The organism is Marinomonas sp. (genome assembly GCF_965225885.1).
GTDB lineage: Bacteria > Pseudomonadota > Gammaproteobacteria > Pseudomonadales > Marinomonadaceae > Marinomonas.
On record NZ_OZ245329.1, the window covers coordinates 1,233,002 to 1,257,973 of the forward strand.

A 24,972-nucleotide genomic window follows, 5' to 3' on the forward strand; every position below is an offset into this window, starting at 1 on the left:
ATGGAGATTCTGGGTGATGTTTGAGCCTAAGGTGTTTGATAATACAGATTACGAAAGTCGTCTGGCCTATAATCACGAATTAATGGCATTGGTTGCGGGTGAATTCATTAAAGAAGCCACTGCCTTGTTAGACGTGCTACAAGCTCACATGGAAGGAGAGGACTTGGAGAACTTGGCTCGAGACTGTAACTAATTTTGTGTAACTACCTATCACAACATATTCTATAGAGAATTAAGGATAGGTAGATGCAAATGAACCAAAAAGAACTGGAAGCCTTCGCAAAAGAAGCCGCCAAAGGCATTAAAACGCCTGAGGATCTTAACGAATTTAGCCAAATGCTGAAGAAGATTACCGTTGAGGCGACCTTGAATGCAGAGATGGATGAGCATCTGGGTTACGAGAGACATCAAAAATCCTCGTCAACCAACAGTCGTAATGGTAAGAACAGTAAGCGTATTAAGACGGAAGATGGTGAGTTTGAACTGGATACGCCTCGTGACCGCGAAGGTTCTTTTGAACCAAAGCTGGTCAAAAAGCACCAATCCCGCTTTACTTCCATGGACGATAAAATCCTATGGCTCTACGCGCAAGGTATGAGCACCCGAGACATCGTCAATGCCTTCGATGAATGGTACGGTGCTGAGATATCTCCGACACTGGTATCACGTGTTACCAACGCGGTGATCGAGCAAGTAACTGAATGGCAAGCACGCCCCTTGGATGCCATCTATCCCATTGTGTATCTTGATTGTATTGTGTTGAAAATCCGCCAAGATAAGCGTGTTATCAATAAATCGATTTTCTTGGCACTCGGTATCAACACCGACGGTCATAAAGAACTCATGGGCATGTGGATTGCTGAGAACGAAGGGGCTAAGTTCTGGCTAAACGTCCTCACTGAGCTTCAGCAGCGTGGTGTAGAAGATATTCTCATCGCTTGTGTTGATGGTCTAAAAGGCTTCCCAGAAGCCATCAATGCCGTTTTCCCACAAACCAGCATTCAACTGTGTATCGTGCATATGGTACGCAACTCATTGAAGTATGTATCATGGAAAGACTACAAAGCGGTGACGGCGGACTTAAAGCAAGTTTACCGCTCTGCAACGGAAGAAGAAGCCTTGTTGGAGTTAGATCGTTTCGCAGGCGTCTGGGACGATCAATACCCGCAAATCACCAAATCGTGGCGCAATCACTGGCATAATCTTAATACACTGTTTAGTTACCCTGACGATATCCGCAAAGCGATCTACACAACGAACGCTATTGAATCACTGAACAGTGTCATCCGTAGAGCCATTAAAAAACGTAAAGTCTTCCCAAGCGACGATTCTGCGAGGAAAATGGTTTATCTTGCCATTAGAGAGGCCAGTAAAAAATGGACAATGCCCATTCAAAACTGGCGCCAAGCGATGAGTCGATTTATTATTGAGTTCGAGGAGCGACTCGAAAAGCACCTTAACTAAATGGTAGTTACACAGAATCTGTTACAGGGTCCTTGGCTCTCGTGGCGCACCGTTTAAAAGGTGCTGCACTGGAAGTGTCTGGTTATCGTTTTTGTCGACTCATTACCAGAATGGAAGAGCTGGCCATACAAGGTAGCAGTGACCAGTTGCCTAATCGTTATCAAGCTTTGAGAGAGGAATTCGCCGCTTTGGTGCTTGCCCTTAATCAAGAAATTCTGTGTTAGTTACTACCTAATTGACCTTTCATAGCCTTTAAACAGGCTTTTCATTTTTGCCTATCTGGCTTTCATTTCAGCTGTTTATAGCAACTTTTCAACTATTTATTCTTAAAAAAAGTTTCATTTGAATTGCAATTGTATTTCAAATGAAACCTAACTATCATCAAAGTGAAACATTTTCTTTCTATAGTCGTTCTTTCTTTTCGAATAAAAACTCATTGTGAGGAACACGGAAATGCATAATTTGAAGTTAGCGTCAGTGGTTGTTGGTCTATCTATTGCGAGTTCAGGCTTTGCCGCCACAGAAATAGAGTGGTGGCATGCAATGGGTGGTGCAAATGGTGAAAAAGTGAATGAAATCGCTCAAGCGTTTAATGATTCACAAGATACTTATGAAGTTAAACCAGTTTATAAAGGCAATTATACCGAAACCATGACGTCAGCAATTGCCGCGTTTCGTGCGAAACAACAGCCTGCAATCGTTCAAGTATTTGAAGTGGGTACAGCGAGTATGATGGCGGCAAAAGGCGCTATTTACCCTGTATACAAATTGATGAAAGACTCAGGTCAGGCGTTTGATGAAAGTGCTTACTTGAGCGCGGTTACGGGTTATTACTCGAACAGCGATGGTCAAATGCTTTCTATGCCTTTCAACAGCTCAACACCTGTACTTTATTACAACAAAGATTTGTTCGCTAAAGCGGGCATTACTAACCCACCAAAAACGTGGGAAGAAATGGGTTCTATTTCTAAAAAGCTAATGGCTAGTGGCGTGAAATGTGGTTTCTCTACAGCTTGGCAATCTTGGACTCAGCTAGAAAACTTCAGTGCTCGTCAGAATATTCCTTTTGCAACGCAAGCCAATGGTTTCGGTGGTTTAGATACTAAGCTTGTTTTTAATGGCCCAGAGCAAGTGGCTCATATCAAACAAATGGGCGAATGGCAGAAGAGTGGTGTGTTTAGCTATGGTGGTCGCCGCAGTGATTCAGCGCCTAAGTTTTATAGTCAAGAATGTGCTATGTACATGAACTCTTCTTCAGGCTATGCCAGTATTAAGAAAAACGCAAATTTCAACTTTGGTGTTGCTCAGCTTCCTTATGATGACAAGACGATTTCTTCCCCTAAAAACACCATCATTGGTGGCGCGTCTTTGTGGGTACTGCAAGGTCACTCTAAAGAAGAATACAAAGGCGTGGCGTCTTTCCTAAGCTACCTATCAAGTGCGTCTGTTCAGGCTGACTGGCACCAGTTTTCTGGTTACTTGCCAATCACTAAAGCAGCGTACGATTTGACCAAAGGTCAAGGCTTCTACGCTGCTAATCCTGGTACAGAAACGGCCGTCATTCAAATGACCTCTGGTATACCTACAGAAAACACCAAAGGTTTACGTTTAGGTAACTTTGTACAGATCCGTGACGTTATTAATGAAGAGCTAGAAGCAGTTTGGGCAGGTAAAAAAGACGCACAAACAGCGTTAGATTCAGCGGTGAAACGTGGTGATGTGCTGTTACGTAAGTTCGAAAAAGTTAACAAGTAATATTGATTAACTAACGTTTGTATCCTTCACCTTTAATGGGTGAAGGATTTCCGTTTGGACTTATGGCAAGGTTTCGTTTCTATGTCTGTTTATTTTCCCCATAAAAAGCTGCCGTATCTTCTTTTGTTACCTCAGCTTGTGATTACCTTTATCTTTTTTCTTTGGCCTACTGAACAAGCTATTGAACAGGCTTTCTATCAAGAGGATGCATTCGGCTTAAGCCGTGAATTTGTTGGTTTAGAAAACTTTATTACGCTGTTTAATGATTCTAATTATTATGCCTCCATGGGGGTGACGCTAATATTCAGTTTCTCTGTGGCATTTGCAGGTTTAAGCATTGCTTTGTGGTTAGCCGTGATGGCGGATCGAGTGATAAAAGGTAAGTTGGTATATCAGACTTTTTTAATTTGGCCTTATGCCGTTGCTCCGGCTTTGGCTGGCGTACTTTGGTGGATTTTGTTTGATCCCAGTATTGGTCCCGTTGCGCTTTGGCTTAAATATGTTGGTATTGATTGGAATCATTTTTTGAATGGCGATCAAGCCATGTTGTTGGTGGTGATCTCAGCCACTTGGAAGCAAATCAGTTATAACTTTTTATTCTTTTTGGCTGGCTTACAAGCAGTTCCTCGCTCTCTTATTGAAGCGGCGGCTATTGATGGTGCAAGCTCTTTTAAACGCTTTTGGACGATTGTTTTTCCGCTTCTATCACCGACGACATTTTTTCTTTTAGTTGTGAATCTTGTTTATGCCTTCTTTGATACTTTTGGTGTTATTGATGCCACGACGCAAGGTGGTCCTGGGTTAAGCACGTCGACCATGGTGTATAAGGTTTTTAAAGATGGCTTTGTTGGATTGAATTTAGGCAGCTCTGCGGCACAGTCTGTGGTGCTGATGTTTTTCGTGGGGATTATGACGATGATCCAGTTCCGATACATTGAACGTAAGGTGGAATACTAATGATAGAAAATCGTCCTTGGTTGACCTTTATTAGTCATCTTTCATTGTTGTTTGGCATTGCTATAGTGGCGTTGCCTGTATGGGTTGCATTAGTTGCATCGACTCATCCTGAATCGGCGTTTGGTTCTGGCCATATTCCTTTATGGTTTGGTGCTCAGGGAGGGGAGAACTGGGGCTCGGTATTAATGAATAAAGCGGGCAATGGTATAGATACGCCTGTTTGGTACATGATGTTCAATTCATTGATTATGGCATTGGGCATTACGATAGGTAAGATTTTCATCTCGCTATTGTCGGCTTATGCCATTGTGTTTTTTCGCTTCCCGTTTCGTAATTTGTGTTTTTGGATCATTTTTATCACTTTAATGTTACCTGTTGAGGTGCGGATTGTACCGACTTATGCTGTGGTAGCTAGTCTGGGGATGTTGAATAGTTATGCGGGTTTGATTTTGCCTTTGATTGCCAGTGCGACAGCGACGTTTTTATTTCGTCAGTGTTTTATGAGTATTCCTAGTGAATTAATCGAAGCGGCGCGTATGGATGGTGCAGGGCCGATTCGTTTCTTTTTTGACATCTTGCTCCCCATGTCGCGAACCAATATCGCGGCCTTATTTGTGATCATGTTTATCTATGGTTGGAATCAATATTTATGGCCTCTTATTATGACCACAGATGAAGCTTATTACACCCTAGTGATGAGTATTAAGCGTATGTTGTCGGTAGAAGCGGGTGATATTCAATGGAATCAAGTTATGGTGACTACCCTTCTTGCAATGTTGCCGCCGGTTGCAGTGGTGATTGGTATGCAGAAGCTGTTTGTTAAAGGCTTAGTGGATTCGGAGAAGTAGTAATGACGGACGTTATTTTAGAAAAAGTGGGCAAAACTTACCCTAACGGTTATCACGCGATTCCAAGCGTGAATTTATCGATTGAAGAAGGCGAATTTATTGTTTTAGTTGGCCCGTCTGGTTGTGGTAAATCCACCTTGTTGCGCATGGTGGCAGGCCTGGAAAGTATTTCTACTGGTGAATTGCGCATCCGTGGTGAGCGCATGAATGAGAAAGAGCCAGCAGAGCGCGACATTGCCATGGTGTTTCAGAATTACGCCTTGTATCCGCATATGTCCGTGTACGACAACATGGCTTACGGCCTAAAAAACCGTGGCATGGCGAAAAACCTTATTGAAGAAAAAGTTAGTGATGTGGCAGCCATGCTGGGTTTAACTGAATTGCTACAGCGCAAACCGCGCCAATTATCCGGTGGTCAGCGCCAGCGTGTCGCCATGGGGCGCGCTATGGTTCGTGACCCGAAAGTGTTTCTGTTCGATGAACCTTTGTCGAATCTAGATGCAAAACTGCGTGTGCAGATGCGCGTCGAGATTCGTCAGTTGCAGCGTAAATTAGGCACCACGACCTTGTATGTTACCCATGATCAGGTGGAAGCCATGACCTTGGCAGATCGCTTGGTGGTATTGAATAAAGGTAAGGCGGAGCAAATCGGCACTCCGATGGATTTATACAATAAACCGGCAACGCCTTTTGTCGCGGCGTTTATTGGCTCGCCATCGATGAATTTGATCAACGCCAATCTGACTGAACAAGGTATTAAGATTTCTGATGCCTTAACTTTGCCGCTTTCCCATCGTTATCGAGGTGGTATTGTCTGGGGGATTCGTCCTGAGCATTTAGAAGTAAGCGATGAGCAAAATGCTGATTTCGCTTTGCGTATCCAAGCGGTAGAATCCTTGGGAGCAGAGACGTTAATTCACGGCAAAATAGAGACTGAATCTGGTAATGGCGAGCCTATGGTGGTGCGTTTGTCTGGGCCGCATTTACCTGATGTAAATAGTCTTATGTGGTTAACGGCGCCAGTGCAGCATTGGCACCTGTTTGACGCAACAACTCAACAACGACTGTGAGGTCGATATGACAAATGACAATGTTTCTACAGGTTATATTGTGAAAGACAAGGTGTTAAATACCAAAGTAATGGGGCATCGTGGTGCGGCATTATTGGCGCCAGAAAATACCTTGGCATCTATCCGAGCTGCTGCCGAAGTCGGCGCGACTTGGGTCGAAATTGACGTGTATTTAATTGCCGAAGGTGGTCTGGTTATTTTCCATGATGACACCCTTGATCGCTGCACCAATGGGACAGGTTTAACCCGTGACGCACGACCAATGGAAGTGGCGGAATTGGACGCTGGCGCTTGGTTCTCAGAAAAATTTGCCGGTGAGAAAGTGCCAACCTTGTTGGAAGCATTGGAATGTATTCAGTCGTTGAATCTTGGTCTAAATCTTGAGATTAAACACGATAGCGCCGATGTGGAAAATATTGTTCCTGCGGTCATGGCGATGTTGCGTGATCATTGGCAAGACAATGATAAGTTGATGATTTCTAGCTTTAACCTCGCGGCTTTAGAGCTGTGTTACGAAATTGATCCTCAGCGTCATCTTGCGCCCTTGTATGAAGTCATTCCTGATGATTGGCAGGAACAGCTTAAGGCCATTAAAGCTTACAGTTTGAATTGCGATTACTCTCGATTGACTGAAACGCAAGCGCGAGCAGTAAAAGCGGCGGGTTATAAACTGTTGTGTTATACCGCGAATGACCCTAAAAAAGTGGAAGCACACTGGGAGTGGGGAATGGATGCGGTGATTACCGACGACCCAACAAAGTTTGCTTTTTTATCAGCCTAGTTTTTAATTAGACAGGTTATTCTTATTGATTTAGTTAGGTTTTTTTGTGGGTTTGAATGAGCGACAAAACCAGATATTAAACTGGGTGCAACAAGAAGACGCGTTATTGGTCGAAGACATGGTGACACGTTTTAGCGTGTCATCGCAGACCATACGTAAAGACATTAATCAGTTGGCTGAGCGTCATCTTGTGCGTCGTACTCATGGCGGTATTGCGCCGGTTTCCAGTACGGAAAATTTGCCTTTTGACCATCGTCAGTTTTTGAACAGTGATGCAAAAGAAGCGATTGCTGCGAAGGTTGCTCAGATTATTCCAGACGGTGCTTCTGTGTTTTTAGGCATCGGCACAACGGTTGAATACGTGGCGAAAGCTTTGGTGTCTCATCATGACCTACAAATTTTTACCAACAATTTAACGGTGGCGAGTATTTTGGGTAATTACCCAAACGTTCGAGTGCGCGTGTTAGCGGGAAAATTGCGTCATCGTCATCATGATTTAGTCGGTGAAGAGACCTTGTCTGGATTGCGTCAATATTATTTCGATTACGGTGTATTAGGCTGTGGTGGCATGGATGAAGAGCAAGGAGTATTGGACTTTGACCCTGAAGAAGCGGCAGTAAGCCGCGTTTTGGTTGAACAGAGTCGCCACAGTTTGTTGGTTGCCGATCAACATAAGTGGGGACGAAAAGCCATGGCGCGAGTTCAGCCTTTTGCGGCGATAGATTGTCTTTTTAGTGATGTTTTAACTGAGTCGCAAACTAAACTACTCACCTCTCATGGTGTTCAAATTCAACTCTGTTCTTAGGACGAATATGTCGATATCTGCTGTAGCGCTTTCCGCTTTAGAACTTTCTTCCTTAGGCAAAAGTACCTGCCAAAACTTACGGTTTATTTTAACGGACTTTGATGACACGCTGACCTGGGAAGGTCAGTTGCCTGTTGAAACATTACGAGCGCTTACGCAACTGGAAGCGAATGGCATCAAGGTGATTCCGGTAACCGGTGGTTGCGCCGGTTGGTCAGACATGATTGCCAGAGCGCTGCCTGTTGATGGTGTGATTACCGAAGGCGGAGCCTGTTTTATTGGCAGAACAGCTGATCGCCATTTGACGTATTCCTTCTGGCGTGATGAGTCAGAAATGCGTGCAGAGCAGGCTCATATATTGACTCAGGTTAATCAGGTTTTAACGCAATTTCCGTGTTTGCGTTTGGCAAGAGATCAAGCGTATCGACTCACGGATGTGGCGATTGATTACGCGCAAGATGTTAAACCAGCGGCAGTGGACGACAAAGATGCTTGTTTGGCTGCGTTAATGGCTATGGGCTTAAACGCTAAAGCCAGCTCGATACATATTAACGTGTGTTCTCAAGGTTACGATAAATTTTCCATGGCGCAGCGCGTGTTAAGCGATGTGTATGGATTAAGTGAAGCGCAGCAGCAAGAGCAAGTGCTGTATGTTGGTGATGCGCCGAACGATGAAAGTATGTTTGCGCGTTTTCCATTGAGTGTTGGAGTCGCCAATATCGCAGAGCATTTGGAATTTATGCAGCATCGCCCTCGTTATCAGACGATGCAACCGGGCGGCTTGGGGTTTGCTGAACTCGCTGAGTTTATTTTGTCCGCTAGGCAGGTTTAAGTTTCTTTCTTAGTTTTTTTCCTAGTGAAGAGCGAAGCAATGCCGACGGCAACGCCACCCAGAATTAAACCAACTGAGAAGCTAATGCCTGTGTTTATTAAGCTTGTAACAAGGGGGAGTTGAGCGATTTCACCAGATACAGCCATGTCAGCAAGGTGATGCAGGGTTGGTAAGCCGTGGACAAAAATACCGCCACCCACTAAGAACATGGCAATGGTACCGACAATGGTTAACAGTCGAATCAGCATGGGTGCGCCTTTCAAAATAACCAAACCAAGTTGCTTAACGAACGTGGTTTTAGATTGATTGAGGTGTAAGCCAATATCATCAAGGCGCACAATCAAGCCAACCAAGAAGTACACACCAACCGTGACAATAAAGGCGATCAGGCTAACGACAATGGCTTGTGTTAATAAGTTTTGTCCCGCCACGGTGCCAAGGGCAATAACGATAATCTCGGCCGATAAAACGAAGTCGGTACGAATCGCACCTTTCACTTTGCTTTTTTCTAATGCGAGTAGTTCTTTCGCTGAGTTTGCTTGTTTGACGTTTTTTCTTAGTGTCTCTTTTTCTTCATGATTATCTCTGAAGGTGTGAAGAACTTTTTCCACCCCTTCAAAACACAGGTACAAACCGCCTGCCATTAATAAGGGCTGAATCAGCCAAGGTATAAACGCACTGATGGCGAGCGCTAATGGCACAAGAATCAGCTTGTTGAGAAAAGAGCCTTTGGCTACAGCCCAGACTACCGGTAATTCACGATCTGCTTTTACACCAGATACTTGCTCAGCGTTCAAAGCAAGGTCGTCACCTAACACACCAGCGGTTTTTTTTGCCGCGACTTTAGAGAAAACGGCCACATCGTCCAGCAGTGTGGTGATGTCATCCAGAAGTGCTAATAAACCTGTCATAGCCATGATTATTTTCCCTAAAAGCTTGTTTCAAAGTGTCTTGGTTGCTTACTCGCAAGCGCCTAGCCGTTTTGAAATGGTGTCAGCTGCTTGTTTGACTTGTACTTTCATCACGTCATACGCCTCGTCGCTGGTGCGAAAGGCGGGCGCTGTCACACTAATAGCCGCCACGGCTTCATGGCGTGAGTTAAAAATTGGTGCCGCCGCACACTTTATGCCCATTTCATGTTCTTCTAAGTCGAGAGAGATGCCCGTTTCTCGAATGAGTTTGAGGTTGGTTTTGAGGGCTTCAGGAGAAGTGAGAGTGTGTTCTGTGTGGCGAAAAAACGCTTGTGTGTCGATAATCGGTTGTTGTTTGTCTTCAGGTAAAAATGCCAGCATAGCTTTGCCAACACCAGTGCAATAGACAGGGCCTTTTTTGCCAACAGCGGAATACAGACGCAGGCTTTTTGGGCTTTCGAGCTTGTCGATATAAATAACGTCAGCGCCATCTAATACGGCAAGGTGAATGGTTTCTTGTGTACTTGACCATAAATCTCGCATCGGCGTCGCGGCCACGTCTCGAATGTCTAAATTGGCCCAGGTGCGATGGGCAAGGGCAAGCAGCCCGTAACCCGGATAATAGGCTTGTTTGTGTTCATCAAAGCGCACTAAACCATGTTCGAGTAAGGTGTTAAGTTGTCGATGAGCGGTTGCTTTGGGGAGTTCAGAAAGATCAACCAGTTCAGCAAAACGTAATGGTACCGGAGACGTGCAGACATGATTTAGCATGTTTAACGCTTTGCTAAGAGATGAGCCTGAGGTTTTGGTTTCCATTGCGCTTCCTGTTCGTAATACGTGCTATGGTTTATTTTAATTCGCATTTTAGCATCCCGTAAGATGGGAAGATAATATTCGTATATTAAAAATATTGTCTCAACGCTTTGTTTTTTGATTTGCTACTATAGCCGTATTTCTGTTTTGTTTTTACCTAGTTGAGGATTTGTATGACAAGCTCTATGCGTATTTGGCGTCGCATGATTATGCCTGATCTCGTCCGCGTTCACCGTTATCAGAGCTTGCCTGAGCAAGGCCCGAAAGTATTGTTTTTTAGCGGCGGCTCGGCTTTAAATAAAATCAGTCGAGTGTTTAAAGAATACACACATCATTCTGTGCATTTGGTTACACCTTTTGATTCTGGTGGCAGTTCCGCCCGATTGCGTGCTGAGTTTGATATCCCGGCGGTTGGTGACTTGAGAAGTCGTTTGATGGCGCTGGCCGATGAAACGGTAATGGGGCAACCAGAAGTCTATGAATTGTTTACCCATCGCCTTCCTCAACAAGCAGAGCCCTTGGCATTAAGAGAGCAGTTGCAGTTGTTAGTGCTAGGCGAGCATCCGTTAATTGAGTGTATTCCTAATCCGATGAGAGCCTTGATACAGACACATTTGGCGGTGACTCAAGCACGTATTCATGCGGAATTTGATTTGCGCGGTGCCAGTATTGGTAATCTGATTATGGCGGGTGGTTATTTGAATAATCAGCATCAGCTCGACCCAATCGTGTTCTTATTTTCTCGATTAGTAAAAGCCTTGGGTGAAGTGAAAACCACGTTAGATGCCAGTCTGCATTTAGGAGTTGAACTTGATAGCGGCGAGATTGTCTTAGGCCAGCATCTTATTACTGGCAAAGAAACCGATGAGCTGCCTAGTCCGATTAAACGCATGTGGCTAAACAAAGGCTTGCGTAATATTGTTCCGACCAATTGCCATATTGCCGATGACCGTAAAGATGCCATTGAAAACGCCGATTTGATTTGTTATCCGCCTGGTAGTTTTTATAGCAGTCTTTTAGCGAACCTTTTGCCGGAAGGGGTTGGGCGTTCGATTTGTCAAAACCCTAATCCTAAAGTTTATTTGCCCAATTTGGGTACGGACCCAGAGCAACAGGGTTTGTCATTAATGGAGCGAGTAAAACGTTTAGTTTCTACTGTGATAGCCGATACAGAGGTTGAAGGCCCATTTTCGGCTTTGGATTATCTGTTGCTGGATGATTCATACAACTACGGCGAACTAGACAGCGAGTTATTACATCGTCTGAATGTTGAGGTTATTCGAACACCGTTAATCTCTGATAAACAGTATAAATACGACGAACGTATGGTGGCTAAGGCTTTGTTATCCTTTGTTTGAGCCTGTATCGTTGAGTGAATAATCATCAAAAGTATATTTAAATGTGAAAATTTTGAGTAAACTTGATGAATATTTAAAGACTAAACATTATTTTATATTCACATGGGTGTCTTTTTAAAGGCGATTTTAAGTGCGTAATGCATTTTTAAAAGAGAACAGTAATGGGGACACGAGTACTGATTTGTGACGATTCTAAAATTGCACGGAAGCAATTATCGAGAATATTGCCGACCGATTGGAATGTCGAGATTGAATTCGCCGAGGATGGTCAACAAGCGCTAGACATTTTGTCGTCCTCAGTTTTTGATATTTTATTTTTAGATTTGAACATGCCGGTGAAAGACGGTTATGAAACACTTGAAGCTTTGCAGTCTTTTAAACAGTCGCCAGCTGTTATTGTTGTGTCTGGGGATGTTCAGCCGAAAGCCATTCAGCGGGTAAAAGATATGGGAGCCGTTGCCTTCCATAAAAAGCCAGCGTCAGCTGAAGAATTGCGTAGTTTACTTATTTCTTTAGGATTGTTTTCTGTCGGCGGTAGTGAGCATGACGAAAGCTCTGCTATAGCAATACCTACAGCCGCAGAGCAATTTACCCTTAATGAATGTTTGCAAGAAATTTCGAATATCGCCATGGGGCGGGCTGCTAGCGTATTGGCAGAAATGCTGAATGTCTTTGTCAAATTACCTGTTCCTACTGTGAATATCTTGGAAGTCAGTGAATTGCAAATGGCGCTGGATTACAGCGTTAAAAAAGACAGTTGCTCTGCTGTGTCACAAGGTTATGTGGGTTCCGGTATTGCGTTTGAAACGCTGCTCATTTTCAGTGATTCCAGTTTTCCTGATATGGCGAAACTTTTGGGTGTGACGGATACCATTACGAGAGAGTTGGAAACAGAACTCTTGATGGATGTGTCTTCGGTTTTGGTTGGCCCTTTTATGGCCGCCATTGGAAAGCAGCTTAATATCGACTTTAGTCACAGTCATCCTTTGTTACTTGGGCAACACGTTAAAATCGCCGACCTGATTAATGAAAAGAAAGCGACGTGGAAAAGAACGTTAGCGGTTGAAATTGTCTATGAAGTGGAAAACTATCAGATTAGTTGCGATTTAATTATGCTTTTCACCGAGGATTCTGTGCCAACACTAGAAAATTTATTGTCCTTTTTGGTTGAGGAAGACGAATGAGTAATGAAGCAGATGGAATGGCAGATCTTCATTGGATGTTTGATATGCTTCATCATATTGATGTTGGGCTGGTGGTATTGGACTCGAAATATCGAGTAAAGCTATGGAACAACTTCATGGAAAACCATAGCGGTGTGAGTTCATCGATAGCTAAGGAGCAATCTTTGCTGACACTTTATCCAGAATTAGATACTGGATGGTTACATCAGAAGTTGGATAATGTCTTTGCTTTGAAAACGCCGATTTTTATATCTTGGGAGCAGCGACCGCATTTCTTCCCTTTTAAAAGTTATCGTCCCATTACTGGCATGGCGAATAAAATGTATCAAAACGTAGCAATACGTCCGATCTCCAGCCCTGACGGGTCAATAAAGAATATATGTTTGGTCGTTTATGATGTGACAGATATCGCCACCAATAAAATGGCGCTATCTGCTGCTAACCATAAATTACGACGCTTGAGCCAAGCCCTCTCAAAATAGCACTTTCTAAATATAAGCAGCGCTTTCTAAACAGAAAATACCTTCCTTTTGTCTCTTCGGTAGAAATAAGGAAGGCGTTTTTTTACTGTTTCTTCTTTGCTGGTTTCTTAGCAGGTATTTTATAGAGTTCCACCAAGGTTTCTTCTTGCTTGTCGCCCTGTAAGCATAGGCCCTCAGGGTCGATGAGAACGCGCCCATTCATTGCTTCACGACCAAGTAACATTCTGTAGCCCATGCTGTCACGGTTGGTTAGCGTGACTTCTGCTTCCCATGAGATGCCGCCAAGAGAAAGTGGAACGCGAATCACCGGTCGGTTCTCTTTGTCTCCACTTGAGCTTTTAATGACTCTTTGATCAATAAGCTGAGCTTCACAATGAACAGTTACTTTACGATTCTTTTGTAGCGGATGAACTTCAAAGCTTACCCAGCTTTCACCATCACGAGAAAAACGTACGATATTGATCGCGTGCATTGATGATGTTTTTGCGCCAGAATCAACTCGGGCTTTAATTGCTGGAATATTAAGAGAAGGGAATGCGCACCATTCGTCGCAACCAATGACCATTTTTGGTTCGTTTTGTTGATTCATAAAAAATATGACACCTTTTTAGAATGACAGCTGCATACGTTAACGATAGTGTAAACGTGCCCTAAGTTGCTGTGTTTTATAGCGTAAAAGTGCGATCAGGTTAAGTATTTATTGATACACAGCAAGGTTATCTTTCTTGTTGTATTGTCAGTATAAGCTCAAACTATTGTAATCATGATATCTAAAGTTAATATGGGCGTACGAAATTACTTTAATGGAGTTGTTGATGAATGGCCGACTGATGCAAGAGTTGGAAGAATTGGGTGGCGAAATTCGCCCTGCAAGCTTAAAAAAATGCGATGAAATAGTCATTGAACAACCGGGCTTTAGTGCGGTCATTTCCTTATGGGGCGGTCATTTGGAGAGCTTTATTCCTGCTGGTCAAGAGGATCTGTTATTTCAATCTACAAATCTAGGTGGTGAAGGTCGTTTTGAGCGTCGTCACTTTGGTGTTCCTGTTTGTTGGCCTTGGTTTGGCGCTAATGAAACGCAAGCGGACTTTCCGGCTCACGGTCTTGCTCGCTATTTTCGTTGGGAATTTATCGAAGCAGGTCGCTTTAAAAATGGTGATGTGAAAATCGTCATTCGTTTGGCTTCAGAAGATCATCCTTTGATCGAAGAAATGTGGCCATTTGCCTTTGAGTTGCGCCAAGTCTTTCGCTTCTCCAACAAAGGTTTCCGTATTAATTTTTCTGCGGCGAATCTTTCTGATAAACCGATGCCAATCAGTGAAGCGCTTCATACGTATTTTCATGTGTCTGATAATCAAACTGCCGAAGTTCATGGTTTGGATCAAGTGAGCTATGTCGATAAATTCGACAATGGTGCTCGTCAGTTGCAGCAAGGTGCTGTGTCGCCATGTGATCTAATGGATAGGGTTTACACATCTGCGCCAGAAAAGTGCGAGATACGAGACATTGGATTAAACCGAAGGTTAGTCATTAGTACAGAAGGCAGTAATAGCACTGTGTTATGGAATCCTGGGGCAGAAATCGCTAAACAGCGTACGGACATGGAAGACGACGATTACCGTCATTTTGTCTGTGTCGAGGCCGCTAATGCTCTAAGTGATGCGTATGATATTCCACCGGGAGACATCCATCAGCTTAAACTAAGAGTGAAGTGTAAGGCTTTAGCGACAGAGACCGAATAAACAAGCCGGAATCTGAATTAAACAAAAGGCCCACTGGGAAATCCTAGTGGGCCTTTTGTTTGTCTTTCAAAGATTAATCGTCTTTCAAATATTAATCGTTAAGCCAAGATAGGAGTAAAACGATTAATCAATATTGTATTCCATGATCAATGGTGCGTGATCTGAAAAACGTTGGCCTTTATAAATCGTGCCGCCTTGGATCAGATTTTTGATGCCCGGTGTAGTGATTTGGTAATCCAAACGACCGCCTTCGTCTAATTTCCATGCGCGCTCATAATCTGGCCACCAAGTATATTGTTTGTCTTGCTTGTTTACTTGGCGGAAAGCATCAATGTATTCCAGCTCATTGAAGATCTCATTTATCCACTTACGTTCTTCTGGTAAGAAGCCAGAGTTACGTTGATTGACAAACCAGCTGCTCACATCAATTGGTGAACGTGCAACGTTGGCGGTACCGCAGAAAATAAATTCACGACGCTTACGGCGAGTTTTAATAAGATGGTTTTTAAAACCTTCCATAAAACGATATTTATGTTCTTGCAGTGTTTCTTCATGGTTTGATCCATGAGGTGTCAAGAATGCGCCAATGCTCACTTTATCGAAATCCGCTTGAATAAAACGACCTTCAAAGTCGCATTCAGGGAATCCCATGCCAGTCATAATGGCTTTAGGCATGGTTTTGCAATAGATAGCGACGCCTGCTTGCTCTGGATTTTCCATCGAGTCAAAGAAGTATGTGTTATACCCAGGTGGGAAAAACACACTGTCATTTAATGTGCGTTCATCTGCCTGTATGTCTTGCAGACATACAACATCTGGGTCCTGACGAACCATCCATTCAAAAAAGCCGCGTTCTGCTGCTTGTCTTATACCGTTTACATTAAGGCTGATGACCTTCATTTCTGGTCCCTACAATTCCTAGCCGTGTGTTATATTAGCGCCTATCCAATGTTGGCATGGCTTCGCTCGTTCTTGGCGGCGCTTTGTTGTGTATTATTTATTATCTTTCTGGAGATGGCATGAAACCTTACCAAAGAGACTTTATCGAATTCGCTATCGAGCAAAACGTGCTGCGCTTCGGCGAATTTACGCTTAAATCAGGTCGCGTAAGTCCATACTTCTTTAACGCAGGCCTATTTAGTTCTGGTCAAGCGTTAGCTAAGTTAGGACGCTTTTACGCGACCTCATTAATGGAAGCAAATGTTCCATTTGATGTTCTATTTGGCCCTGCCTATAAAGGCATTCCCTTAGCAACAACTACCGCTGTTGCTCTTTATGATCATCATAATGTAGACACACCATACGTTTTCAACCGTAAAGAAGCAAAAACTCACGGTGAAGGCGGTTCTCTAGTAGGTGCTCCGTTAGCGGGTAACGTCATGATTATCGATGACGTTATTACTGCAGGAACGGCCATTCGAGAAGTGATGGCTATTATTCAACAAGCCAACGCGCTTCCGGCTGGTGTGCTTATCGCCTTAGATCGTCAAGAACGAGGCCAAGGTGAATTGTCTGCTATCCAAGAAGTCGAACGTGACTTCGGTATGCCTGTTATTAGTATCGTATCTTTAAATGACATCATGACGTATTTAGCAGAACAGGATTCCCCTGAATTTGCGAAACACCTTGATGCTGTTAAAGCGTATCGCCTTCAATACGGCATTTAATGCTATTTCACATGCTAAGGTTTGAGTTTTTGTCTCAAGCCTTAGCGATTTAGCATCAAGTTTTGTGCCAATACTGTCCATTGCTCTTGCCAAATTTCCATCGGCTTCACTTTGAACTCGCTGCGAACGTAATGGCGTATTTTCCCTTCGATGATAGCAATAAGGAAATTCGCGCAAGGCGCAACGCCCATCGCAGGTCGTAAACCCTGCTTCAAGTCTGCTTCACGCATGACTTGTTTTAGCTGAGTTTCGATACGATCAAACACTTGAGTAATACGAACGCGCAAACGCTCCGTTTCGCCTGCCAAGGCGTCTGCCGTTAGCAAACGACACATGCCTGGATTTTGTTCAGCAAATCCTAGTACCAACGTGACAATCATTTCTATTCGAGTAATCACGTTACTTTCTTCTTGGACAATGCGGTTGATACGAGTGAAGAGGCTTTCTTCAATAAACTCAATCAAACCTTCAAACATCTTGGCTTTGCTGGGAAAATGACGATACAAGGCCGCTTCTGATACGCCAACTTGCTTTGCCAAAGCCGCCGTGGTGATGCGTGCTCCTGGGCTGCTTTCTAGCATTTGAGCAAGCGCTTGTAATATCTGTGTGCGACGGTCGTTTTTTTTGTTGCTCATTTTTCTTGTCCAGTTTTTAACCTGTATTTGTTAATTGCCAGTATCTTTAAGTGATAGTATCAACAAAATCGAAAGCTCTTATTCGCCAACCTTGGTGTTTGATATTAGTGTACCAACGCCAGTGTCGGTGAATATTTCCAATAAAGTGGCATGCGGAACGCGGCCATCAATAATATGAGCGCTTGTCACACCAGCATTCACAGCAGAAAGCGCGCAGCTAATCTTAGGTAGCATACCGCCATAAATGGTACCGTCTGCAATCAAGGCATCGACTTGTGCCGTGCTCAATCCAGTTAACACATTGCCTTGTTTGTCTTGTACGCCTGAAATATTGGTTAGCAGCATGAGTTTCTCTGCACCAACCGCTTCCGCTACTTTGCCAGCCACAAGGTCAGCATTGATGTTGTAAGAGTTCCCCTCGTCATCTACACCGATTGGGGCAATAACTGGAATTAGGTCGCTGTTTTCAAAGAACTTTAGGAAGCTGGTGTCGATGCTAGCTACTTCGCCTACATGGCCAATATCCACTTGTTCTGGTGATGTCATGCCTTCCGCTTGGTGTTTAACGAAAAGCTTCTTTGCTTTAATAAAGCGGCTGTCTTTACCTGTGATACCGATGGCTTTACCGCCAGCTTCACAAATTAAATTAACGATTTCTTTGTTTACTTGACCACCTAGCACCATCTCAACCACATCCATGGTTGCAGTATCGGTTACGCGCATGCCATTGATGAATTTTGATTCGATGTTCAGCTTAGCCAGCATGTCACCAATTTGTGGGCCGCCACCGTGGACTACGATAGGGTTAATACCAATGGCTTTCATTAAAACGATATCTCGTGCAAACCCAGCTTGTAGATTTTCATCTGTCATGGCATTGCCGCCGTATTTAATAACCAGCGTTTTGCCAGCAAAGCGCTGAATGTAAGGAAGCGATTCGCTTAAAACCTTAGCAACATCTAAAGCAGATTCACGAGAAAAAGCCACGGATTATGTACTCCTGTAAATAAAAATGGGTCGCACAAAAAAAGATACAAACTTGATAGGTGTATTGTTCTATCAACGAGAGAATATACTTACTAAGTATGGCAGAACGGTGACAGCTAAGGCCGACAACGAGTGTAAGCAACCACTTAGGTTTGAAATAATAGCGTGATCCTGAAGGATTAACTATAGAAATTTGTAGGAAACTGACGAAGTTTAGACTTATGAAAGTTAATTTTGTTTGTGTGATGGTGGAAGGGTGAATGAATGTGGTAACGAACTCAAAAAAGGTGAATTAATCTCACCTTTTTTGAGTGTTTTTTGCTTATTTTGTGCCTGTGTGACCAAAGCCACCTTCGCCACGTTCAGTGTTGTTAGAAAACGAATCTACATAATCTAAATCAACTTTTACAATGGGTTGAAACAGTAATTGTGCGATTCTGTCTCCTGAGTTTACTGTGAAAGGTTCTTGGCCATCATTATGTATTAGTATGCCAAGTTCGCCATGATAGTCGGAGTCAATTACTCCAGGATGAGCTCTTACACCATGTTTCAGTGCTAGCCCTGATCGAGAAGCTATTATTGCCACTATATTAGGGTCTTTCATATTGAATGCTAAGCCAGAAGGGAAAAGGTGACGTCCTCCGCTTGGAATTGTCACTGAATCAGTAATACATGCTCTTAAGTCTAGAGCTGCTGACCCCGATGTTGCGTATTTTGGAAGTTCAATTGAGCTACCTAGTAGCGAATTAACAATTTTGGTTTCGATCTGTCTATGCATTAAAATAGCCTCACTAGCGGTTGTAGCATATCAACGCGTGTAATATATCATGTTTGAACTTAATGGCGCCAAGTCTGTTGTGAGTACCTGACATGAAAGAAGGCCCTACTTTTCATTTGCTTTGAAGGGATTTTTATTTTAAGGAGTGATGTTTTGATTTTGAATAGTAATTTAGGGGCTAGCAAAGTCCGTATAACTCCCCTAGTTGAACAAGGTAAAGAAAAGGTGTCTGTTGACCTTTCTGTTGGTTCTTTATACCGAAGAAGTGAAGACACAGACTGGCTTACAATAAATGGCTCTATTGTTCTGCAGCCGAATAGCTGTGTGATTATCCAGACTAAAGAAACCATTAATATGCCAAATGATGTATTTGGTTTTCTTTCAACTAAAGGCAGTATTGGAGCTAAAGGCATCATTACTGCTAATACTAAGTTAGATCCGCTATTTAATGGAGAACTAAATATCCCTGTCTTCAATGTGAGTGGTCGGAAAGTTGAGTTAAAAAAAGGTCAAGCATTTTGCTCTATGTCATTCTGGCGTACTGAGGCGCCGATTGTTGGTGAGGCTCGGCATGCTATTAACATACAGCCTGTAACAGAGGGGCGAGCCAGTAGCTTTTGGAATAGGTATTCTGTTCAAATTCTGACTGGTATTTTTTCAATTTTAGGTTCCATAATTGCAGCCATGATTACAATAACATTGGGGGCATAATGCTTTTAACAAAAAATGCTTTGCAGGTTCTAGTGGATACTGGCTTAGCCGTAAATAAAAACAATGTTGTGCAGGTTGATGTGTCATCAGTCGGTCTTCGACTAGATAATCAATTTACTGTATACGACCCTTACGAAGGTGAGCCCTTTACTCCTCCAAAAGCAATGCCCAGTACAACGAAAACAATTTCGCCAGACGACTTCTTTGTTTTGCCGCCTAACGGCTGTGTATTGGCTTGTACGCAAGAATACGTGACTATGCCCCGCGATAAATTTGGATTAATTCAAACGAAAGGCTCTATTGCTCGTGGTTTTATTTCTGTTCATATGAGTGATGGTCAGATTGATCCTGGTTATAAAGGGAAGGTGACTTTAGAGTTGGTAAATATGAGCCCGTTTTATTATAAACTTGTTCCAGGAATGCCTATAGCATCACTATTTGTTATTAATACTGACGAAAATGTAGAGCCCTATGATGGTCGTTATCAGTCATCTAGTGGCCCTACTGCAATGAAATAAGAAAAGATTAAATATATTGTTGAATAAACTCAACGAGTTGGTTGGCTAGCGCGCTTTTGGCGGCTTTATCTGGCGACCAAGTTGAATCTTTCGTAATCACTGTGACTTGGTTTTCGTCTTGATTGAAGCCGATGTCGGCACGAGATACGTCATTGGCGATAATAATATCCAAGCCTTTGCGTTCTAGTTTGCTTTTCGCGTATTCGATCACATTTTGTGTTTCAGCTGCAAAGCCTACGATGGTTTTTGCGCGCTTTTGTTGGGCAAGTGTGGCGATGATGTCCGGATTTTTCACTAATGTCAGAGTGACTTCATCGGTACCAGATTGCTTTTTCATCTTCTGTTCGTTAGCTGCTTTCATTTTAAAGTCGGCAACCGCAGCCGCGCCAATGAACACATCCGCTTGAGTGCTCATGCTTTGCTGGCAAGCGGCTAGCATCTCATCAGCACTTTTTACGGCAATGATATTTGCCTTAGCAGGTGCTGGTATTTGTACTGGGCCACTGATTAGGGTGACGTTCGCGCCTCGAGCAATTGCCGCAGTGGCGAGGGCGTAACCCATTTTTCCAGAGCTGTGGTTGCTGATGTAGCGCACAGGGTCGATGGCTTCCATGGTTGGGCCTGCTGTAATCACCCAGTGTTGGCCAGTTAGATCTTGTTCGATCGATGAACCTTGGAAGTGCGTAATGACAGCACTGAATATATCGCTTGGCTCGCTCATACGCCCAGGCCCAATGTCTCCACAAGCTTGTGCACCATCGGCAGGGCCAATACTGAGTACGCCTCGTTCAGCGAGTACTTTTGCATTGGCTTGTGTGGCCGGATGGCGCCACATGGCTTGGTTCATCGCAGGGGCAAGCAAAACCGGCGACTCTGTGGCGATGCACAAGGTACTTAATAAGTCGTTTGCCATGCCTTGAGCATAACGGGCCATAAAGTCGGCAGAGGCGGGTGCAATGACGATTAAATCAGCCCATTTTGCTAGCTCTATATGCCCCATTCCCGCTTCAGCATTTGGGTCTAATAAGGTACTGCGCACAGGATGACCTGAAATGGCCTGAAGTGTCATCTCAGTGACAAAGGCTTTTGCGCCATCGGTTAAAACGACTTGCACCTCAGCGCCTGCCTTGGTTAATAAACGAATTAACTCGATGCTTTTATATGCAGCGATGCCACCAGTAATGCCTAATAAAATGCGTTTTTGAGCGAGGTTTGACATAAAAAACTTCTCAATTCAATCTGTGATAGATAAGGTTAACAAATAAGGCTGGACGCCTTTTTCGGTTATTTATACACCGCTGCTATATTTGCTTGTCTAAATTAGAGCAAGATTATCATGTATCAAGGAGTAGATCATGAGTATTAAACATTGGCCTGAGCAAGAAAGGCCGCGCGAAAAGCTAATCCAGCAAGGCGCTGGTGCATTAAGTGATTCTGAGCTGTTAGCCATTTTTCTTCGTACCAGAACACAGGGTATTAGCGCAGTCGAGCTTGCTCGGCAGGTATTGACCCAATTTGGCGGATTACGTTCCCTCATGTCAGCCAGTCGGGAGGAATTTTGCCAAGGTTTTGGTCTTGGCGACGCGAAATACACTCAGCTGCAAGCTGTGCTGGAAATGTCTAAACGGCATTTACAAGAGCAGCTGATGCGCGAAACCGTGTTCACCAGTGCAGAACACGTCAGAACTTACCTTTCTTCCCAACTGCGTCATTCTCCACGAGAAGTTTTCGCGGTGCTTTTCTTAGATACGCAACACAGATTGATCCGCTATCAAGAACTCTTTATGGGAACCATTGATGCCGCTGCCGTGTATCCACGAGAAGTTGTGAAAGCCGCACTGCAATATAACGCCGCTGCCGTCATCCTTGCTCATAATCACCCGAGCGGTATCGCAGAACCCAGTCAGGCCGATATCAGCATTACTGACAAAATCAAACGTGCATTGGATCTTGTTGATGTACGATTGTTGGATCACTTTGTGGTTGGCGATGGCTCGCCTGTGTCACTGGCTGAAAGAGGGTTGGTGTAGGTTTTTTTGATCTAGATTAAGGTGCTTATTTGGTTGCTTTATTCGCTTTAAATGCACTTAAAGCTACTGTGTTTCGAACAAAAACACGAATAAGAAAAATAGAAGTTGGGAGGAGTGCTGTGTTATCTTTGTTAAACAGTGTACAACAACCGCGAGCAGGTGATCTTATGTTAGGGGTTCGATTAGACAAACAGCTTGAAAGTCGCTTAAGTGCTTTAGCTGCCAAGACTCAGCGTTCCAAAAGCTTTTTGGCCAAAGAAGCGTTAACGCGCTATATCGAAGAGGAGGAGCGTAAGCAGCGTGAAAATGAACTGGCAAGGGCGCGTTGGGAAGAGTGCCAAGAAACGGGTGAAACGATAAGTAATGACGCTATGACCGAATGGCTAGAATCTTGGGGCAATGATCAGGAGAAAACATGCCCTGTGAAATAGTCTGGTTACCGAGTGCATCTAGAGATGTTTTTCGTCCTAGAAACTTTATTAAATCAGAAAACCCTCGGGCGGCACAGCGTGCCGCCAAGCGAATTATTGAAGATGTGAACCTTCTACAAGAAAGTCCTGAAGCTGGTGTGCCAGTAGAAGGACTTGTTGATTACAGAGATTTTGTATTGGCTTTCGGTGCAGGTGAATACGTCATCCGTTATCGCCAGGAAAAAATGAACCGAGTTGTGATAGTGCGGATTCGGCATAGTAAAGAAGAGGCTTACTAAGGTTGCTGCCTTCTCTATAGCTGTGTTTGAAGTGCTCGGCAAAATTTATAACTCATGGCAAACATGCTGTTTTTTTTTGAAGTTAGAAAATTGATCATTTTTTTAACAAAAAGAATTGCTCAATGGGTTGGCTTATGGGAAAATGCGCGCCGCTATATCCTCGGTATGGGATTTTTTTGATTCATAAGGAATCATGCTCCGCCTGAGGAAGTGAAACACTTCCAATAATCTTTCTGGATAGCAAAAGGTATTTAATTATGTCTCGCGTATGTCAAGTTACTGGGAAACGTCCTATTACAGGTAATAACGTTTCTCACTCAAAACGCCGTACTAAGCGTCGTTTTCTTCCTAACCTTCATTGGCACCGTTTTTGGGTCGAAGGTGAAAACCGCTACATCCGTTTACGTGTATCTTCTAAAGGTATGCGTATTATCGATAAAAAAGGTATTGAATCAGTTCTTGCTGAAATTCGTGCCAACGGCGAAAAAGTATAAGGATCTGAATCATGGCTTCTAAAGGCGCTCGCGATCTAATTCGCATGGTATCTTCTGCTGGTACTGGTCACTTTTACACAACTGACAAGAACAAGCGAAATACTCCTGACAAACTTGAAATGAAAAAGTTTGATCCAGTTGTACGTAAGCACGTTATGTACAAAGAAGCGAAAATTAAATAATTTTCTTTCTTTGTCAAAAGGAACCGACTCAATGAGTCGGTTTTTTTATATCTAGTAAAAGATAGTAATAGAGATACTTTTTTCATTTGGTCAATATTGCTTATGTATTTACATGACACAGAATCACATAAGATGGTGAGATGATCTTTTTTTGGGTTTTGTAGGAGATTGCTTATGCCTGAATTACCTGAAGTAGAAACCACCTTACGTGGCATCGAACCCAAATTAGTTGGGCGCTCTCTCGCTAGGGTTGATATCCGTCAGCCAAAGCTGCGCTGGTTAATCACGCCTGAGTTAAGCTCAGAAATGCCAGGCGAGGAAATTACTCATCTTTCTCGTTGCGGTAAATACATTGGTATTCATACGTCAAAAGGCACCTTGATTGTTCATCTTGGTATGTCTGGTAGTTTGTATTTTGTGCCAGCCGAGACGCCGCCGTTGTTTCATGATCATGTGGATTTTTGCTTTGCCGATGATGATGTATGGTTGAGATATACGGATCCTCGTCGTTTTGGTGCCATTCTGTGGACAACGGAAGATTGGAACGAGCATGAATTAATTAGGCATTTAGGACCAGAGCCGTTATCGGATCTGTTTAATGTCGATATGCTGTACGCCAGAGCGAAAGGTCGAAAAGTTCCCATTAAGACCTTTATTATGGACAGTAAGGTGGTTGTAGGTGTTGGGAATATTTATGCCAATGAAGCGCTATTTAAAGCCGGTATTCGCCCTGATCGTTTGGCAGGGAAAATCAGTAAGGTTCGTTTGGCTCGTTTGGTTGAGTGCATTAAAGAAGTGCTAGCTGCTGCCATTAAACAGGGCGGCACAACGCTAAAAGACTTTGTTGGTGGTGACGGAAAACCTGGTTATTTTAAACAGGAATTAGCCGTTTACGGTAGAGCTGGTAAGGCTTGTATCGTTTGCAGTGCGCCGCTGAAAGAAATTCGTCAAGCTCAGCGCAGCACGGTTTTCTGTACGAATTGCCAATCTTGAGCATTTGCTTATTTTCTTAAATGAGAATGGCGGCACAAGAATTGCTGCTTATTAGTGTGAATAAGAGTGGTAATCAAATCGTTATTGGTAAAAAAGATTTTTTTATTGACGATATAAGCAAAAATGTTGCTTAAAATGTGCAGATAACATTGCGGTATTTCGCTAATTGGTTTATTTTTGACCAGTTAGGCAGGGTTTATTATTTAGGTTAAATTGTACCTAAATTAAATTTTGTCTAGATTAAATTATATATTATAAGAGGAATT

The 24,972-nt window shown here is 43.3% G+C and carries 31 protein-coding genes; 23 read left to right on the top strand and 8 right to left on the bottom strand.

What is annotated here, in order from left to right; translation table 11 throughout:
• Positions 1 to 16: 16 nt before the first annotated feature.
• The 10 genes from ACO05V_RS05715 (at position 17) to ACO05V_RS05760 (ending at position 8,512) form a co-directional block, all read left to right on the top strand.
• On the top strand, positions 17 to 193 hold the full coding sequence (locus ACO05V_RS05715) for a hypothetical protein (RefSeq protein ID WP_421848395.1): 177 nt from the start codon (positions 17 to 19) through the stop codon (positions 191 to 193).
• Positions 194 to 252: 59 nt separating this feature from the next.
• Positions 253 to 1,464: an IS256 family transposase gene (locus tag ACO05V_RS05720; protein ID WP_421856882.1), complete on the top strand. Its 1,212-nt coding sequence runs from the start codon at positions 253 to 255 to the stop codon at positions 1,462 to 1,464.
• A 41-nt stretch (positions 1,465 to 1,505) separates the two neighbouring features.
• On the top strand, positions 1,506 to 1,688 hold the full coding sequence (locus tag ACO05V_RS05725) for a hypothetical protein (RefSeq protein ID WP_421848397.1): 183 nt from the start codon (positions 1,506 to 1,508) through the stop codon (positions 1,686 to 1,688).
• A 229-nt stretch (positions 1,689 to 1,917) separates the two neighbouring features.
• Positions 1,918 to 3,219 carry a sn-glycerol-3-phosphate ABC transporter substrate-binding protein UgpB gene (gene ugpB, locus ACO05V_RS05730; protein ID WP_421848399.1) on the top strand — a complete coding sequence of 434 codons (1,302 nt, stop codon included), beginning with the start codon at positions 1,918 to 1,920 and terminating at the stop codon, positions 3,217 to 3,219.
• Between the two features lie 81 nt (positions 3,220 to 3,300).
• Positions 3,301 to 4,176, top strand: a complete 876-nt coding sequence (gene ugpA, locus ACO05V_RS05735; RefSeq protein WP_421856885.1) for a sn-glycerol-3-phosphate ABC transporter permease UgpA — start codon at positions 3,301 to 3,303, stop codon at positions 4,174 to 4,176.
• Positions 4,176 to 5,024, top strand: a complete 849-nt coding sequence (gene ugpE / locus ACO05V_RS05740; RefSeq protein ID WP_421848401.1) for a sn-glycerol-3-phosphate ABC transporter permease UgpE — start codon at positions 4,176 to 4,178, stop codon at positions 5,022 to 5,024. Before ugpA ends, ugpE begins: the two co-directional genes overlap by 1 nt.
• A gap of 2 nt (positions 5,025 to 5,026) precedes the next feature.
• Entirely contained in the window at positions 5,027 to 6,094 is a 1,068-nt protein-coding gene (gene ugpC, locus ACO05V_RS05745) for a sn-glycerol-3-phosphate ABC transporter ATP-binding protein UgpC (RefSeq protein ID WP_421848403.1), read from the top strand.
• 7 nt (positions 6,095 to 6,101) lie between these two features.
• Positions 6,102 to 6,875 (top strand): glycerophosphoryl diester phosphodiesterase, encoded by a 774-nt coding sequence (locus ACO05V_RS05750; protein WP_421848405.1) that lies wholly within the window; start codon positions 6,102 to 6,104, stop codon positions 6,873 to 6,875.
• 46 nt (positions 6,876 to 6,921) lie between these two features.
• On the top strand, positions 6,922 to 7,680 hold the full coding sequence (locus ACO05V_RS05755) for a DeoR/GlpR family DNA-binding transcription regulator (protein WP_421848407.1): 759 nt from the start codon (positions 6,922 to 6,924) through the stop codon (positions 7,678 to 7,680).
• A gap of 7 nt (positions 7,681 to 7,687) precedes the next feature.
• Positions 7,688 to 8,512, top strand: coding sequence for an HAD family hydrolase (locus ACO05V_RS05760; RefSeq protein ID WP_421848409.1), 825 nt, complete (start codon positions 7,688 to 7,690; stop codon positions 8,510 to 8,512).
• Here ACO05V_RS05760 and ACO05V_RS05765 read toward each other — a convergent pair.
• Both ACO05V_RS05765 and ACO05V_RS05770 read right to left on the bottom strand, forming a co-directional pair.
• Positions 8,509 to 9,429 carry a DUF808 domain-containing protein gene (locus ACO05V_RS05765; RefSeq protein ID WP_421848411.1) on the bottom strand — a complete coding sequence of 307 codons (921 nt, stop codon included), beginning with the start codon at positions 9,427 to 9,429 and terminating at the stop codon, positions 8,509 to 8,511. The genes ACO05V_RS05760 and ACO05V_RS05765 overlap by 4 nt on opposite strands.
• Before the next feature lie 42 nt (positions 9,430 to 9,471).
• Positions 9,472 to 10,239 (bottom strand): IclR family transcriptional regulator, encoded by a 768-nt coding sequence (locus ACO05V_RS05770; protein WP_421848413.1) that lies wholly within the window; start codon positions 10,237 to 10,239, stop codon positions 9,472 to 9,474.
• A gap of 170 nt (positions 10,240 to 10,409) precedes the next feature.
• On the opposite strand from ACO05V_RS05770, the gene ACO05V_RS05775 reads away from it, so the two are divergent.
• From ACO05V_RS05775 to ACO05V_RS05785, 3 genes are all read left to right on the top strand, one after another.
• Positions 10,410 to 11,594, top strand: coding sequence for a GAK system CofD-like protein (locus ACO05V_RS05775; protein ID WP_421848415.1), 1,185 nt, complete (start codon positions 10,410 to 10,412; stop codon positions 11,592 to 11,594).
• A gap of 161 nt (positions 11,595 to 11,755) precedes the next feature.
• Positions 11,756 to 12,778 carry a response regulator gene (locus ACO05V_RS05780; RefSeq protein WP_421848417.1) on the top strand — a complete coding sequence of 341 codons (1,023 nt, stop codon included), beginning with the start codon at positions 11,756 to 11,758 and terminating at the stop codon, positions 12,776 to 12,778.
• Positions 12,775 to 13,260, top strand: a complete 486-nt coding sequence (locus tag ACO05V_RS05785; RefSeq protein ID WP_114413017.1) for a PAS domain-containing protein — start codon at positions 12,775 to 12,777, stop codon at positions 13,258 to 13,260. Before ACO05V_RS05780 ends, ACO05V_RS05785 begins: the two co-directional genes overlap by 4 nt.
• Before the next feature lie 82 nt (positions 13,261 to 13,342).
• On the opposite strand, the gene ACO05V_RS05790 is transcribed toward ACO05V_RS05785, so the two are convergent.
• A complete protein-coding gene (locus ACO05V_RS05790) occupies positions 13,343 to 13,849 on the bottom strand; it encodes an ATP-dependent zinc protease (protein WP_421848419.1) in 507 nt (168 codons plus the stop codon).
• A gap of 226 nt (positions 13,850 to 14,075) precedes the next feature.
• Between ACO05V_RS05790 and ACO05V_RS05795 the strand changes: the two genes are divergently transcribed.
• Complete coding sequence (locus ACO05V_RS05795) at positions 14,076 to 15,002, top strand: D-hexose-6-phosphate mutarotase (protein WP_421848421.1); 927 nt, start codon at positions 14,076 to 14,078, stop codon at positions 15,000 to 15,002.
• A gap of 123 nt (positions 15,003 to 15,125) precedes the next feature.
• Here ACO05V_RS05795 and ACO05V_RS05800 read toward each other — a convergent pair whose 3' ends face one another.
• Positions 15,126 to 15,902 (bottom strand): exodeoxyribonuclease III, encoded by a 777-nt coding sequence (locus tag ACO05V_RS05800; RefSeq protein WP_072838845.1) that lies wholly within the window; start codon positions 15,900 to 15,902, stop codon positions 15,126 to 15,128.
• Between the two features lie 119 nt (positions 15,903 to 16,021).
• Here ACO05V_RS05800 and pyrE point away from each other — a divergent pair, with 119 nt between their 5' ends.
• Positions 16,022 to 16,669: an orotate phosphoribosyltransferase gene (gene pyrE / locus ACO05V_RS05805; RefSeq protein ID WP_011978448.1), complete on the top strand. Its 648-nt coding sequence runs from the start codon at positions 16,022 to 16,024 to the stop codon at positions 16,667 to 16,669.
• Positions 16,670 to 16,710: 41 nt separating this feature from the next.
• Here the strand turns inward: pyrE and slmA are convergent, their stop codons facing one another.
• The 3 genes from slmA to dut form a co-directional block, all read right to left on the bottom strand.
• Positions 16,711 to 17,304, bottom strand: a complete 594-nt coding sequence (gene slmA, locus ACO05V_RS05810; protein ID WP_421848424.1) for a nucleoid occlusion factor SlmA — start codon at positions 17,302 to 17,304, stop codon at positions 16,711 to 16,713.
• Between the two features lie 78 nt (positions 17,305 to 17,382).
• Positions 17,383 to 18,291 carry an acetylglutamate kinase gene (argB, locus tag ACO05V_RS05815; RefSeq protein ID WP_421848425.1) on the bottom strand — a complete coding sequence of 303 codons (909 nt, stop codon included), beginning with the start codon at positions 18,289 to 18,291 and terminating at the stop codon, positions 17,383 to 17,385.
• A gap of 322 nt (positions 18,292 to 18,613) precedes the next feature.
• Positions 18,614 to 19,069: a dUTP diphosphatase gene (gene dut, locus ACO05V_RS05820; protein WP_421848427.1), complete on the bottom strand. Its 456-nt coding sequence runs from the start codon at positions 19,067 to 19,069 to the stop codon at positions 18,614 to 18,616.
• Positions 19,070 to 19,222: 153 nt separating this feature from the next.
• Here dut and ACO05V_RS05825 point away from each other — a divergent pair, with 153 nt between their 5' ends.
• The gene (locus tag ACO05V_RS05825; protein WP_421848429.1) at positions 19,223 to 19,780 is read left to right on the top strand and encodes a dCTP deaminase; all 558 of its coding nucleotides are present in this window, start codon (positions 19,223 to 19,225) and stop codon (positions 19,778 to 19,780) included.
• Positions 19,780 to 20,298, top strand: coding sequence for a dCTP deaminase (gene dcd, locus ACO05V_RS05830; protein ID WP_421848431.1), 519 nt, complete (start codon positions 19,780 to 19,782; stop codon positions 20,296 to 20,298). Before ACO05V_RS05825 ends, dcd begins: the two co-directional genes overlap by 1 nt.
• A gap of 7 nt (positions 20,299 to 20,305) precedes the next feature.
• Here dcd and coaBC read toward each other — a convergent pair whose 3' ends face one another.
• Positions 20,306 to 21,517, bottom strand: coding sequence for a bifunctional phosphopantothenoylcysteine decarboxylase/phosphopantothenate--cysteine ligase CoaBC (coaBC, locus tag ACO05V_RS05835; protein ID WP_421848433.1), 1,212 nt, complete (start codon positions 21,515 to 21,517; stop codon positions 20,306 to 20,308).
• 136 nt (positions 21,518 to 21,653) lie between these two features.
• On the opposite strand from coaBC, the gene radC reads away from it, so the two are divergent.
• The 6 genes from radC to mutM all read left to right on the top strand — a co-directional run bounded on the left by radC (position 21,654) and on the right by mutM (position 24,706).
• Positions 21,654 to 22,328 carry a RadC family protein gene (gene radC, locus ACO05V_RS05840; RefSeq protein ID WP_421848435.1) on the top strand — a complete coding sequence of 225 codons (675 nt, stop codon included), beginning with the start codon at positions 21,654 to 21,656 and terminating at the stop codon, positions 22,326 to 22,328.
• A gap of 119 nt (positions 22,329 to 22,447) precedes the next feature.
• Entirely contained in the window at positions 22,448 to 22,759 is a 312-nt protein-coding gene (locus tag ACO05V_RS05845; protein ID WP_421848437.1) for a CopG family ribbon-helix-helix protein, read from the top strand.
• Entirely contained in the window at positions 22,744 to 23,037 is a 294-nt protein-coding gene (locus ACO05V_RS05850) for a type II toxin-antitoxin system RelE/ParE family toxin (RefSeq protein ID WP_421848439.1), read from the top strand. Before ACO05V_RS05845 ends, ACO05V_RS05850 begins: the two co-directional genes overlap by 16 nt.
• A gap of 257 nt (positions 23,038 to 23,294) precedes the next feature.
• Complete coding sequence (rpmB, locus tag ACO05V_RS05855; protein WP_011978458.1) at positions 23,295 to 23,531, top strand: 50S ribosomal protein L28; 237 nt, start codon at positions 23,295 to 23,297, stop codon at positions 23,529 to 23,531.
• An 11-nt stretch (positions 23,532 to 23,542) separates the two neighbouring features.
• Entirely contained in the window at positions 23,543 to 23,713 is a 171-nt protein-coding gene (gene rpmG, locus ACO05V_RS05860) for a 50S ribosomal protein L33 (protein ID WP_011978459.1), read from the top strand.
• Between the two features lie 174 nt (positions 23,714 to 23,887).
• Positions 23,888 to 24,706 (top strand): bifunctional DNA-formamidopyrimidine glycosylase/DNA-(apurinic or apyrimidinic site) lyase, encoded by an 819-nt coding sequence (gene mutM / locus ACO05V_RS05865; protein ID WP_421848442.1) that lies wholly within the window; start codon positions 23,888 to 23,890, stop codon positions 24,704 to 24,706.
• The last annotated feature ends 266 nt before the right edge of the window (positions 24,707 to 24,972 follow it).

Bases quoted from the DNA above. Each gene is read 5' to 3' on its own strand.
- ACO05V_RS05715 (WP_421848395.1), top strand. From the start codon at position 17: ATGTTTGAGCCTAAGGTGTTTGATAATACAGATTACGAAAGTCGTCTG.
- ACO05V_RS05720 (WP_421856882.1), top strand. From the start codon at position 253: ATGAACCAAAAAGAACTGGAAGCCTTCGCAAAAGAAGCCGCCAAAGGC.
- ugpB (WP_421848399.1), top strand. From the start codon at position 1,918: ATGCATAATTTGAAGTTAGCGTCAGTGGTTGTTGGTCTATCTATTGCG.
- ugpA (WP_421856885.1), top strand. From the start codon at position 3,301: ATGTCTGTTTATTTTCCCCATAAAAAGCTGCCGTATCTTCTTTTGTTA.
- ugpE (WP_421848401.1), top strand. From the start codon at position 4,176: ATGATAGAAAATCGTCCTTGGTTGACCTTTATTAGTCATCTTTCATTG.
- ugpC (WP_421848403.1), top strand. From the start codon at position 5,027: ATGACGGACGTTATTTTAGAAAAAGTGGGCAAAACTTACCCTAACGGT.
- ACO05V_RS05750 (WP_421848405.1), top strand. From the start codon at position 6,102: ATGACAAATGACAATGTTTCTACAGGTTATATTGTGAAAGACAAGGTG.
- ACO05V_RS05760 (WP_421848409.1), top strand. From the start codon at position 7,688: ATGTCGATATCTGCTGTAGCGCTTTCCGCTTTAGAACTTTCTTCCTTA.
- ACO05V_RS05765 (WP_421848411.1), bottom strand. From the start codon at position 9,429: ATGGCTATGACAGGTTTATTAGCACTTCTGGATGACATCACCACACTG.
- ACO05V_RS05770 (WP_421848413.1), bottom strand. From the start codon at position 10,239: ATGGAAACCAAAACCTCAGGCTCATCTCTTAGCAAAGCGTTAAACATG.
- ACO05V_RS05775 (WP_421848415.1), top strand. From the start codon at position 10,410: ATGACAAGCTCTATGCGTATTTGGCGTCGCATGATTATGCCTGATCTC.
- ACO05V_RS05780 (WP_421848417.1), top strand. From the start codon at position 11,756: ATGGGGACACGAGTACTGATTTGTGACGATTCTAAAATTGCACGGAAG.
- ACO05V_RS05785 (WP_114413017.1), top strand. From the start codon at position 12,775: ATGAGTAATGAAGCAGATGGAATGGCAGATCTTCATTGGATGTTTGAT.
- ACO05V_RS05790 (WP_421848419.1), bottom strand. From the start codon at position 13,849: ATGAATCAACAAAACGAACCAAAAATGGTCATTGGTTGCGACGAATGG.
- ACO05V_RS05795 (WP_421848421.1), top strand. From the start codon at position 14,076: ATGAATGGCCGACTGATGCAAGAGTTGGAAGAATTGGGTGGCGAAATT.
- ACO05V_RS05800 (WP_072838845.1), bottom strand. From the start codon at position 15,902: ATGAAGGTCATCAGCCTTAATGTAAACGGTATAAGACAAGCAGCAGAA.
- pyrE (WP_011978448.1), top strand. From the start codon at position 16,022: ATGAAACCTTACCAAAGAGACTTTATCGAATTCGCTATCGAGCAAAAC.
- slmA (WP_421848424.1), bottom strand. From the start codon at position 17,304: ATGAGCAACAAAAAAAACGACCGTCGCACACAGATATTACAAGCGCTT.
- dut (WP_421848427.1), bottom strand. From the start codon at position 19,069: ATGCATAGACAGATCGAAACCAAAATTGTTAATTCGCTACTAGGTAGC.
- dcd (WP_421848431.1), top strand. From the start codon at position 19,780: ATGCTTTTAACAAAAAATGCTTTGCAGGTTCTAGTGGATACTGGCTTA.
- coaBC (WP_421848433.1), bottom strand. From the start codon at position 21,517: ATGTCAAACCTCGCTCAAAAACGCATTTTATTAGGCATTACTGGTGGC.
- radC (WP_421848435.1), top strand. From the start codon at position 21,654: ATGAGTATTAAACATTGGCCTGAGCAAGAAAGGCCGCGCGAAAAGCTA.
- ACO05V_RS05850 (WP_421848439.1), top strand. From the start codon at position 22,744: ATGCCCTGTGAAATAGTCTGGTTACCGAGTGCATCTAGAGATGTTTTT.
- rpmB (WP_011978458.1), top strand. From the start codon at position 23,295: ATGTCTCGCGTATGTCAAGTTACTGGGAAACGTCCTATTACAGGTAAT.
- rpmG (WP_011978459.1), top strand. From the start codon at position 23,543: ATGGCTTCTAAAGGCGCTCGCGATCTAATTCGCATGGTATCTTCTGCT.
- mutM (WP_421848442.1), top strand. From the start codon at position 23,888: ATGCCTGAATTACCTGAAGTAGAAACCACCTTACGTGGCATCGAACCC.